We start from the raw sequence: 12,528 nt of genomic DNA, 5'->3' as shown, positions 1-12,528 counted from the left end.
AACCAGTGCGCGATTGGCGCTGGCAAGGTGTTTTGATTTACTCGCTGCAGAAGCGGCAACACCCACCCCGCCTGTTAATATCGCTAATAATATTTCAAAGGCCATTACACCGGTTATACGTTGTTTATCTACGTACGAATGGGCTTCAATATAGTCATACGGAAAGCGCGCGAGTGTATTGCGGGTATCTTCATCGTCCATTAAGGCGAGTAATAATTCAAAGGCATCTGATAATGCACTGGTTGTTTTTTGGCTAAAGGCTAAAATTGTTTCAAGTTCGTGCTTAACCGCGTGTTTATCACCACTGGCAATAGCGTCAATCATTCTAAAGCAGGCAGAATACACACTGATATTTACATCAATCCCTAATACGATTAAATCAGCGATACCCGTTACAAGGGATTTTGCGCCTTGATACAGGCCCGTTGCGCGTGCACCGGTTTCAATCATCCATTGGGTGAAAAAGTCTTCTTGCTCAAAAATAGCATCGCCAATAGCTGCTTGTTTGCTTATTTCATCAAGCATGGAGGTGAGATGTTGTTTAAAGTCGTTACGCAGTTGGATGAGTTGTTGCTCATCAGCTTGAGTGGTTGCACGCAGCAAAACATCACTTTTACCTTGCGGTAAATTAGCCAAGGTGGCTACACCGTTTGCCAGTGAGCCGGTATGTTCAATGCCCTCATTATCGATAACAATATAGTCAATACCATCAACGGGCGAACCATCATCATAAAGGTATTCAAGTTCAAGCTGAGCGAGTGTACTTGCGGATAACGTATTGTCACCCAAATCAAACGCAGTCACTTGGCTAATGTTAACAGGGCTTGCATTGCTCGGTGCCCGCGCTGTTTGTGGGCTGGTTATGTCGTAATCAACCGGCCCATCAAAGGTTATAAATGTGCCATCGAGTGTAAGTACGTTAGTGGCGGTAATATCAACATTGCCTTGACTGTCGAGTTTTATCTCGCCGCCCGCGTTGTGAATAATTAAATCGCCATTACCTGAGCCCGTTATGCTTATATTATTGTTTGTTTGTAAAAACGTAGAGCCAGTAGGCACATTAAGCTTTAAGTCGCTGTTATTGGTTTTAAGGAGTATGTCGCTTTGGGCATTTACTTTTACTGCACGTCCGGTGAGGAGTGATATTTCATTCTCGCTCGTAAGGGCCGCATTTTTACCACTGAAGGCTTGGCTGCCACCACTTTGATAATTTACATGGCTGTTATTTGTGGTTTGCGACACGTTATTTTTAACATCAATAAATTGATTGTTTTTAATAACAAACTGAACATTGTTTTGTTCTGTTTCAAGGCATAGGTCGCGCCCAGCGTGTAAATTTATAGTCCCGAGTTGGCTTATCCATTGAATAAATTGGCGGCCTGATTTTATAGCATTTAATTCAATATAGTGCTCACTGGCGAGTGTTTGTAAGATGACTTTGGGTACATCTTTGTCGTCATCGAACAGGAGTTCATTTTGCGCGGCGCTTAATAAGCGATTATGTGTTGGGTTAGCGGCTGTAACTACGCTTGGCTGGTCGGCGTTTAGTGCAAAACCCATTATAAATGTATTATTTGGGTCGTTATTAATACACCCAATAAGTACCTCAGAGCCACCAACGAGTGGAAAGTGCCAGCCAGTGGCTTGAGGTTGATTTTCACAAGCATATAGCGCTAGTTTTTTTAGTGCAGGGCTTGATTGAATTACTGGGCGAGCTGTTTTATCAAACTCGGTACGAATACGGTATTGGCCATGTTCATCTACAAATGCATTACTTGTGAGAGATTCTACGGTTGCTGGAAATACCATGGGCTTAGGCGTGTGGGGCTCAGGCATTGCTTTGTAAGGTGTACCGCGCTCTATAAATTGCGCTACGCAGTGATAGTGCGTTTCACCTTCATGGCTGCTTTCGTCATTTGCTTGATTAAGGGTGTGCTCTATTGCAATGCATAGCAAATCACCACTGGCAAACCCCATATTATCGTCAAGCGAAATTGAGCAGCCTGCAAATACATCAGATACATTACCCGTAAGCGTAACCAGTTTATTGTGTGTGGCTAATGCATTACTAAAGCTTTGTGTTTGTGCTGATGCTTCGGCGTCTGAGTTTGCAGCAGGCTCGAAAAAAGATTGACTGTTACTGGCTACTTTTTGGAATTGTCCATGGGCATTACTTTGCGCTGCATTATTATATAAGGTTTGTGTTACTTCACTGTGCATAAAGCCGACAAAGTTACCCCAGTACTGGGCGTTCATCCCCGCGTTTGCTTTAACTTCTAATACACCCGTACTTAAATAGGGGCTGTTGAGGTTGCTGTCACTTATAACAAGTGTTTCGGTGTTTGATTCACTTTCAATCCAATAAAAAAGACCATGCTGAGACATCAAGCGATTAAAAAAGGCCCAGTCACTTTCCATTGCTTGCACACATTGCTTTAAATGCGGTAAGGCGGAGCTTGTCCTAAAAACGATTTGTCCTGATGAATAACCTGCTTTTTGTGCTAAGTAATTTAATACATCTTGTACGTTTACGGTAATAAAGACTTTACTGTTTGAGGTGTCTTTTAAGGTGGATAATCGATCTTGAATGTTTATTTTAAAGCGATGTAGATTGTTGAATACACCCATATTGGTTACAGATGTAATCAGGCCGCATTGTTCTCTATATCTTTTATTTTTATTAACAAAAATCACACTGGCATTAGCAAGTAGTATATCTGTATTGATTTTTACTGAAGATTCAACGGTGAGTGAATAACTAAAGCCTTTATTAATTTTTTCGTAGCCATGTAGGTAAGTAACATTAAAGTCTTTGTCATTAACCTTCAAAAAAAAATTAGATTTAGTCAAAACGTTGCAATCCCTGCTCGGTAAAATTAGTGGCGTAAACATACCTTTTTGTGTGTTAATGATCAACTGGATAATTGTAACTCTAAAAATAAATTGAATTATTTTTTTTGATTGTTTCATAAATAGGGATTGTTTCATAAATAGGGATTGTTTTGTTTTATTGCGTATTATTCATTTATAACTATTTTTTAGAGTGTTTATTCTAATTCGTAAATCGCATTAATATTCTAATATTTTAAACCTTATATAGGTTGACAATAGCGGTTAGGTGTTTGTATTATGCGCCAAATAAATGGATTTATTACTAGCCTTAGACTAAGAGTTTTTTAGTTTAACTGATGACAAGGAGCATGTTGTGAATAAAAAAGAGTTTATAAATCAAATAAATAGCTTGTACTCCTTAGCTTGGTCACTTACTGCCAGCGTTTCTTCGCTACTAGACCAGGTAGGTATTCCTGCCCATCGCGTTTTTTCTGAAAATTCTATAGAACACTTTTTCTTTTTTTTAAATAATCCCCCTAAAAGCAATGGAAAAGTTACTTTAATTAACGGTGATGTATCTGTTTATATAAAAGAGCTTTCATTAATAAATACTAAGTTAATTACGTCTATAGATGATGTTGTTACGCAGTCTTTGTTAGTTGATTCTCAAGAGAAAAGCAGGACTAAGACTCTTTTAGGCTTTTTTAAAACTAATAAATGGTCTGATTGTGCGAATGTAAGATTCAATAAAGTTATTTGCCCAGTTTATGAAGCTACTCTTTGCAAAACTAATTTTAATTTTAAATAAAAATATTTATTGAGGTAAAAAATGCGCTTTATTTTAAATGCAATTATAGGTTTATCACTTTCTATAATATTAACTGGTTGTATGAGTACTAACGTAAGTTTAGATGTTAAGGCAACCGATAATTTAAATTTAAACCAATTTGATGAAGCGTTACCAGTGGTTTTAAAGGTATATCAACTGTCTGATATACAAACATTTAAAACAGCCACATTTGAAGAGTTATGGAAGTCAGATAAGTCAGTTTTAGCTAATAGTTTAATTACATTAGAAGAGCGAACAATTCACCCTTCTGAACAATCTAAAATTAAGTTTGAACAAGCTGAAAATGCAAAGTTTGTAGCTATTGTTGCTTTATTTAGAGATCGCAGTGGCGATAACTGGAAAGCGTATTATCCGCTTGCAGATGGCCCTGTTAAGTTGTCTACATCATTAGATGTTTTGGTTACCAATAATGAAGTTCAATTACCTGGCGTGGATAAGGCTGAGTAATGAATTTAAAAGCTCCCGCAAAGCCCGTTTGGGCTGAAGGTGTTTTGCTTGCCCAGCAACACTTTCAACTATTTGACGATTATCACGATCAAAATCAGGTTGTACGTCAAGCGCTAATATCACCATTGGCATTTGGTTTACAGCATTTTGCTATTGATGAATCAGCACTTGCTCGCGGTATATTAAAAGTGACCAGTTTTAAATTACTTTTAGAAAATGGTCGCTTGCTTGATTTTGACCGACAGCATCAAGATGATTTAAAGCTTGAGCTTGATAGTAACCATCAAGAGAGTGTTATTTATATTGCTATTGCTGCTAATAAAACAGTTAGCAATATTGAAGGTTATGCGGCCAGCGGGCAATTAAGCGCATATGAAGCGGATTATATTGATTTAGAAGATAATCATGATGCGTCGCGTAGTCGTGAGGTATTAGTTGCAAAGCCTAAATTTATATTACTGTCTGACTCAGATGTAAAAACTTATTTTGACACCATTGCATGTTTAAAAATAAGTCGCTCGGAAGATGGATCATTTGTTTTAAATAAACAGTTTGTGCCTCCTTTATTAAATATAAGTGCATCTGCTTATTTAACTGAGCTGTTAAATAGAACGGCTAATTTAGTTAATGCAAAAGTTAATGTGCTGCTTAGCAGACGTAAAAATTATGGCTCAGTTACTGACTTTGGGCCGAATGAAATGAATACATTTTTGTTACTTAATGCAATGGCTCCATCCGCCAAGCGTTTAGATCATCTTAAAAATTTGTCATTGGTCCATCCTGAACGTTTGTATTGTGAGCTTGTTGATTTAATTAGTTCAGTTTCAATGTTTGAGCACAGTGACTTAGTTAACCAAGTACCACCATACCAGCATAAAAATTTAAGCAATGTATTTGGTCAGCTTGATGGCCTATTAACTCGTTTACTTGAAGGGGTTGTACCTAAGAAAATGGTGGGCTTAAAACTTGAAAAAACCTCTAACGCTATTTATCAAGTTGCCACTATTGATTCTGCAACGTTTACTAACAACGACTTTTATTTAGCTGTGTATTTTGAATCTGAAGACACCAAATGGATTGAAACATTTAGTGATCAAGTAAAAGTTGGAGCAAGCGAAAAGCTCGATATCATGATTTCATCTGCTTTAGCGGGTGTGCAACTAACACATTGTCAGCGACCTCCAAATAAGCTGGCCATAAAAAGTGGTTATGAATACTTCAGGCTTGAGTCGCATGGTTTCATTTGGCAGCAAATAATTGAAGAGCAATCATTAAGCCTATTTGTACCATTTGGATTGCAAAGTGCACAAATTGAAATTGTTACCGTAGCACGTAATTAACGTTGAGTTGAAATTATGCAAGAAGCACAAAAAGAACAAGATTTAGTCGCGTGTATTTCGCCTGTAATTAATGCGCTAACACCATTAAAACTAAAGCAATCTACTAACTTAGAGCTTGAAGAGTTTAGAGAAAATTTACTAACTAGTTTTGATGACTATGAGCGTAATTGTTACTCGCAACAGGTAACAACAAGTTTAATGCAAGAAGTTAAGTTTGCTCTTACGGCTATGTGTGATGAATTTGTTATGAGTTCAGGTGCTCATTTTAGAATGGATTGGATGTCTCGACCGCTACAGCTTGAATTTTTTGGTAACAACCGAGCTGGTGAAGAATTTTTTGAACGTTTAGGTAAGTTGCGTACCGGCGGAGAGCAAAAGCTAGCTGCATTAGAGGTTTATTATATTTGTCTGCAGCTTGGCTTTGAAGGCATTTACAAAGTTAAAGGCATTGAGCAATTAAAAGCGTTAATTGTTGATGTTAGAGCTCAAATTGAAGATATAAAAGGAACACCGAGTTCTCAATTATCTGATAACGGTATACCTGCAGAAGGGTTTGCGATGAAGGTGGGGCGTAATATTCCTTACTGGGTGATTTTGGCTATTTGCTTGGGTTCTATTGCCTCATTATTTGCTGGATTTCATTATGTAATTAATAAGCAAGCAACGCAGAGTACTCAGGTAATAGACAACCAAATTGAAGTGCTGACTCAGCTCAATAAAACCAACGAAACACGATAGGTAACACAATGCAGGGAAGAGTTAATAAAAGCGGTTTAGTTCATTTTTTATTGGGCTTGGTATCATCGCGTGCAACGGGTCAACTTATTGGCTTTATAGCCGTTTTGAGTATTGTGTGGTTTGCCGGTCGCATGGTGGGTTTAGATACTACCGATAAAAAATTAATTGCGATGGGTGCTGTAACCGCTGTTTTTGTTTTATTTATTTTTATTCGTTGGTTATGGACTAAGCGCTCAGGCGATAAGTTAGCTTCTGAATTAGCAAGTCATAATGCCGGTTCGAGTGCTGAATTAAGCGAAATTAAAGAAAAGATGCAAGAAGCATTGGGATCTTTAAAAGCATCTCATTTAGGTGCGGGTTATCGTGGTAATACCGCTTTATACGCTTTGCCTTGGTATATGATTATTGGCCCTTCGGCTACAGGGAAAAGTACTTTATTTGCAAATTCGGGCTTACATTTTCCTTACTCTAATTCGAGTGAATTGCATATCCAAGGTTTTGGTGGAACGCGCAATTGTGACTGGTGGTTCTCAGATCAAGCTATTTTAATTGACACCGCTGGGCGTTACACAACTGAGCAGTCAGAAAATAAAGAGTGGTTGTCATTTTTAGCACTCCTTAAAAAATATAGACCAAAACTGCCTATAAATGGCGTAATGGTGGCCATTAGTGTTGCAGATGTTTTAACTTCCGACAGTGAAGAAATTCGTCAACATGTAAAATTAGTGCGTGAGCGTATAGAAGAGCTAATTACCCAGCTTGGCGTTATTTTTCCTGTATATATTACTTTTACCAAAACTGACTTAATCAGTGGTTTTGAACCTTTTTTTAGTGACTTATCTGAAAAAGAGCGTGAGCAAGTATTTGGTGCGTACTTACTCGATATTAGTGAAGATCAAAAAAATGATCCTGCAGAAATGTTTGAAGTTCGTATGCAGGAGCTATATGAGCGACTGTGCGAGCAACGTTTAAGCAAAGTTGCACGAGAGCGCAACGAGCATCGTAAACAGCTAATACTTGATTTTCCTAATCAATTTCAATCAGCTTCAACTAAGTTAACTGAGTTTGTTAACTTACTGTTTAAGTCTAATCCATATCAAGAAGTTCCTTGGTTTGCTGGTGTTTATTTTACATCGGGCACGCAAGAAGGCACGCCTATTGAGCGTATTACTAATGGTGTACGAGATCAATTTGGTGCGGTTGTTGTTGACCAAAAACAAGAAAGCATTACTCAAAGTTATTTTATTAACCGCGTATTTAATGATGTTATTTTTAAACTACAAGATTTAACGCGAGGAAATAGAAAAAAACGGTTAGTAGGACGCTGGTTAAAAGGTTTAACAGTCACTTCAGGTTTGGCATCTATTGCAGCAATCACAGCACTCCTTATTACGTCGTACACAAGTAATCAATTATTACTTAATCAAGGTGAGTCACGCGTAAAAGCAGTTGTTGAAGCTAACGTAAGTAAGGCAAAAGATGAGCAGAAGCTTGCTGCTACGCTAGCGCTGTTTGAGCACTATGGTCAGCTTAAAACTTACGAAGATTCATTACCGTGGTACTTTATATTTGGTATTTATGAAGGTGATGAAACCTTAAGTAGTGTTGCAAATGTGCTATTTAATCAGATGAATCAGCTTATTACTTACCCAGGTGAAGAGCATTTACTTGCGCAAATAAAACAGTACGAAACACAATGGTTTGACAATGAAGGTGAAGCGAAAGCAACGATTCGTCAGCAGTATTACGATGCACTAAAAATGCATTTAATGATGAGTACGAACCCTGAGCATATTTCAACGGAGTTTGCTAAAGAGCAATTACTTAATTTTATAGCTGAGCATTTTCATATAGACATAAATGCACAAGAGCAAGCACCCATTTATACACAACTAAGTAGCTTAGTTGATATGTACCTACAAAATATGGGTAACGATATAGAGCAGCCAGGTAAAATTGCATTTTGGCAGGCTAACGAAACATCGATAGCGCTAGCGAGAGACAATTTAAATACCCAGCCAGAGGCTTTCCCGTTATATCAACAAGTAATTACAAGCTTTGCTGAACGTAAAAAGCCATTGTTATTAAACGATTTTATGATTTCTAAAAATCGTGATGTATTTAAAAGTAAGTATAAAATCCCGTATGTTTATACAAACTTAGGTTGGCAGGAATATGTATTCCCAGAGATTAAACGTATTTCACGTTTGGTGTTCTCAGGTGACTGGGTTATGGGTTCTAGCGATGAAAATGGTCAAAATGTTGTTGACGAAGCACAAGCTGAAACTTTGGCAAAGGCTATGCGAGCATATTACTTTAAAGACTACGGCAATACTTGGTTTGCTTTTATAGATAGCATAAAAGTGCCTGCATTTAGAGATCTAAACGATGCAAGTATTGATTTTGCACGCCTTTCATCGATGGATGGCCCCTTTAACGATTTAATGAAACTGATTAACGATAATATTACGCTCGCTGACGCTCCTTCAAAAAGCCAAGCTTCAATAGGTAAGACGGCTGCAGATGTTGCAAATAAATTAGCTTTAAACACGCCAACAATTACTCAAATGAGTACGGTTAGAGCGCCAGAGCTTGAAAGTCGATTTGCTGACTTAAGACGTTTTGCACAGCCTAATGAAGATAAGAATTCTTCTGATTACTTAAGACAATACATCAGTTCATTAAGTAGCATCCATTCAGACATTAAAGCAATGGCAGCGAGTAATGAAGATGATGCTCAAGCAATGATATTTGCGCAGGACTTACTTTCAGGTAATAGCCAAAGTAATGCATTACAGTCTTCGTGGATTATTATTGAGAGCCAAACTCGAGCACTAGACCCTCAAACCAAAGAAACGCTAGATAAGCTATTTAAGGCTCCGCTTCATGGTGGTATAGCGACTATCATGGCAAAAGCACGTACTCAGCTTAACCAAGAATGGGAAAACCAGGTTTATACTATGTATAACAGCAGTTTAGCTGGTAAATATCCATTTAACTTAACTGGCCCTGATGCTGCGATAGCAGATGTTTCTGAATTTTTAAATTCTGAATCAGGAATTTTATGGAGCTTTATTAACACCCAGCTCAAACCATTTATGAAAGTACGCCGCGGTGTGTGGGAAGAAAAACAATGGAATGGTGTAGGTATTGGTTTTAGCGCGCAATTACTTGATGGTTTAACTAAAGCAAATAAAGTAACTCGTTCGTTGTTTTCTAGTGGTGCCGACAGTGCTGGTTTTACTTTTCAGATGATGCCTGTTCCACACCGAGGTATTCGTGAAACATACTTAGGCTTTAGTGAGCAAGGTTATCGCTATCGCAATGAGCCTGAAGAATGGCGTAATTTTTCGTGGCCTGGTCGAGGGGCTGCAGAGAAAGCGGTTCTGTATGGTTTAGATAATAAAGGGCGTCGTATTTCTATCGAGCAAGACGGACCTTGGGCACTACTAAAAGTGCTTAACTCAGCCAGTGTTAAGTGGATTAAAGGCACAGAATTTTTAGCAACATGGGAATTAAAAGATAAATCTGATGAGGTGTTAACAGTCCAGTTTTCTCTTAAATCAGGACGCAACAGCGGTATATTTTCAAAATACATGCTTACATCGTTTGCATTACCAAGCTCTTTGTTTTCACAAAGCCCTAGCTTGGCTCAATCGCAGTCGCGAACAATGCAATAGGCCGCTAGCAATGTTTAATTTATTTACTAAAAAGAAAACACCGACATTGGTTAAGCAACACAGCTTTGGTTTTATGGGTAAAACACCAATAAGACCAGACTTTGTAAAGCTTAATATTTCATCTAGAGAATCGGTTGGATTTGATCATTGGTTACAAGAAGGTTTTGCGCATTTAAACCGTGGTAGAAAAACAACGGATACAAGCCATTTGAATGGAACTAAGTCATTGTTTTTTATATCGGGTAATGCTGATGATGGTGGTTTACTTGGCGTTTTGCAGCCAAGTAAAGATAGCAGTGGTCGGTTTTACCCATTTAGCTCTTTTGTACATAGTGGGCTTGATACATATAAGCGACATCCTGCTTTTCTATTTTTATTTGCAAGCCAAGTAATAGAGCACCTTTTAGGTGTAAATGAAAATATTAAACAAGCTGCCAGTATTAATGAAATGGAGCAAAAAGCACAAGATTATAACCGTGTAGCTGATGCACTTAAACAGCAACCAAACTTAACTCTAGAGCTTGATAAACTTAGAACTATTCCGATGAGCGTTTTTTGGCAGCATTTAGGCTTGAACGATATTGCTAAAAGAGCAATTTTAATTGAAGAGCTATCAGCTGTGCTTAAATCTATCGCTAATAGAGGGTGTTTAAGAAGTCAGTTTGGTATTCGCCTACCAATGCCTAGTTTTAGTCATGAAAGTGCCTTAGTTGCCGGGTTTTGGTTGCACTTAGTTGCATCTATGGTGGCAGATCATAATTGGCAGCCTTGGTTTTTTTATCAGTTAGGTGATGAGAATCAAGCGCCTAGTTTAACTATTTTTTGTAGGCCTATTCCAGCGTCATACTTTAATAGTGTGTGGGAATACGATAAAAAAACAAACGATATTGTTGATCTATGTAATTTAAAAGTAGAAAAACAGCCGTCTTCACAAACACTTAATTTTGCTGATATGGATAACGTGAGTGTTTACGATGCACTTCGTCGTTGGTGTAAATCATGAGTAATAAAGCGCCACATACACATACCACCTGGATTGAATGGCTTGAAGCATTAAGTGCTCCTCTGCCGGGGAACAAGTGTGGAGAAGATTTAAAATATGAAGAAACATTTAAAGCATTAAAAGCATCTTCATCAGGAGTGGGGGAAGTTGACTTTAAAGTGATGTTTATACAAGCATCAGATTTACTCAACACTCAAAGTAAAGATTTACGCATAGTAAGTTACTTAGCACTAGCTGCAACAAGTGAGTTTGGGGTTACAGGTTTAACGCATACATTATTGTTATTTAATCGTTTGTTGACTACTTATACGGATGAGGTACACCCACTAAAAGCCAGAATGCGCGCTGCAGTTAATACATGGTTTTTACAACAGCAAGAACGTTTAAAGGGTGTAGCCCAAGGGCATAATACAAACGTTGAACAATGGCCTGAACTTATAGCTGCCTTGACTCAATACAATGAGCAGTGTGTTGCGTTATTAGACAACGAATCTGGCCCTCTATCGACTTTGAATGAGTGGGCTAAAGAACAAGAAAAACGAAACCCAGTGCCTGTAGCTGAACCAGTGCAAGAAGAAAAAGCGATTAGCACAGAGCAAAAATTAGCTGAGAATTCAGCTGTAACGGCTCCAAAATCAGAAACTAATAATTCGGCACCAGCCGCAGTTGCTAGCCAGGTTAGTATTGGTAATGCTGATATTGCCTCAGATACAGCGTATTTAAGTGCGGTTAGGCAGCTACTTAACTTTGATAAAGAACAAAATAACATTGAACGAGTAATAAAGTTATCGCGAGCTGCACGTTGGACAAGATTGGCATTACCGGCTAACGAAAATGGAAAAACGCGTTTACCCGCTCCTAGAGCTGCAGCATTTGCTCCAATTGAAAATGCATTGGCAAGTGAGCAACCTGAACAAGCTTTAAATTTAGCCGAAGGGTTGTTTATGGAAGGGGCTATGCAATTTAATTTAAATCTCCAAGTGCTTAGTTTAAATGCATTAAAAAAATTAAATAAATTGCCGCTTGTTCATTGGCTTGAGCAACAATTAGTTAATTTAAATGAGCAGTTTCCTGCTTTAGTTTCCCTACAGTATGACGATGGAAGTCCGTTGTGTTCATCTGTAAATAAAGAGTTTTTAAAAGAGTTATCACATTCTGCAAAAACAGAGTCTGTTAGCTCTCAAAGTAGTGCGTTTGATGAGCAGTATAGCGAGTTAATACAAGACGTCGAAAAAGGGCAGTTATCGACTGCATTAATTAAAGTCGATCAAATAAATATTTTAAACGATTTTGATAAAGCTCAAGCGCAATTATTAAAGGCAAAATTATTAATGAAAGCTGAGCATTACGAACATGCTTTAGCATTATTAAACGTGTTACTAAAACAAATAAAAGCGCATGACTTAGCGCAATGGCAACAATGTTTTTGCATGGAAGTATGGCGATTTTCCAAGCAGTGTTATGCAAGTTTGTCACAAACGCCAGAAGATGAAATGAGTTTAGCTGCTAAACATATTAGTCAGCAAATGATGGTAACTAACCCTGCACAAGCATTAGCGTGGGTTTAGTTACAAGGGCTTGACTAATATGTCGAGGTTTAATTGGAATTGAGTCGGTAGATAACCAAACTGCAAAGGA

8 protein-coding genes are annotated in these 12,528 nt (G+C 38.0%); 7 read left to right on the top strand and 1 reads right to left on the bottom strand.

The genetic code is table 11. The annotated features are described in order from the left end of the window. Nucleotides 1-2,850: type VI secretion system Vgr family protein (locus L659_RS0122455; RefSeq protein ID WP_024592023.1), on the bottom strand; the 2,850-nt coding region annotated here is incomplete at its 3' end. A 355-nt stretch (nt 2,851-3,205) separates the two neighbouring features. Between L659_RS0122455 and L659_RS0122450 the strand changes: the two genes are divergently transcribed. The 7 genes from L659_RS0122450 to L659_RS0122420 are packed head-to-tail and all read left to right on the top strand — an operon-like array spanning nt 3,206 to nt 12,458. Beyond that, nucleotides 3,206-3,640 (top strand): hypothetical protein, encoded by a 435-nt coding sequence (locus L659_RS0122450; protein WP_007584504.1) that lies wholly within the window; start codon nt 3,206-3,208, stop codon nt 3,638-3,640. 21 nt (nt 3,641-3,661) lie between these two features. Further along, nucleotides 3,662-4,129: a type VI secretion system lipoprotein TssJ gene (gene tssJ, locus L659_RS0122445; RefSeq protein ID WP_007584502.1), complete on the top strand. Its 468-nt coding sequence runs from the start codon at nt 3,662-3,664 to the stop codon at nt 4,127-4,129. Continuing rightward, entirely contained in the window at nt 4,129-5,469 is a 1,341-nt protein-coding gene (gene tssK / locus L659_RS0122440) for a type VI secretion system baseplate subunit TssK (RefSeq protein WP_007584500.1), read from the top strand. The genes tssJ and tssK overlap by 1 nt, the downstream gene beginning before the upstream one ends. A 15-nt stretch (nt 5,470-5,484) precedes the next feature. After that, nucleotides 5,485-6,207 (top strand): type IVB secretion system protein IcmH/DotU, encoded by a 723-nt coding sequence (gene icmH, locus L659_RS0122435; protein ID WP_007584493.1) that lies wholly within the window; start codon nt 5,485-5,487, stop codon nt 6,205-6,207. An 8-nt stretch (nt 6,208-6,215) separates the two neighbouring features. Beyond that, nucleotides 6,216-9,887: a type VI secretion system membrane subunit TssM gene (tssM, locus tag L659_RS0122430; RefSeq protein ID WP_024592022.1), complete on the top strand. Its 3,672-nt coding sequence runs from the start codon at nt 6,216-6,218 to the stop codon at nt 9,885-9,887. A 10-nt stretch (nt 9,888-9,897) separates the two neighbouring features. After that, on the top strand, nt 9,898-10,890 hold the full coding sequence (tagF, locus tag L659_RS0122425) for a type VI secretion system-associated protein TagF (protein ID WP_007584486.1): 993 nt from the start codon (nt 9,898-9,900) through the stop codon (nt 10,888-10,890). Next, entirely contained in the window at nt 10,887-12,458 is a 1,572-nt protein-coding gene (locus tag L659_RS0122420) for a TssA family type VI secretion system protein (protein ID WP_024592021.1), read from the top strand. Before tagF ends, L659_RS0122420 begins: the two co-directional genes overlap by 4 nt. Nucleotides 12,459-12,528: the final 70 nt, after the last annotated feature.

Source organism: Pseudoalteromonas sp. S8-8, assembly GCF_000497875.1.
GTDB lineage: Bacteria > Pseudomonadota > Gammaproteobacteria > Enterobacterales > Alteromonadaceae > Pseudoalteromonas > Pseudoalteromonas arctica.
The sequence above is the reverse complement of the archived record's forward strand: the minus strand, read 5'-3'. Positions and strand labels throughout refer to the sequence as shown.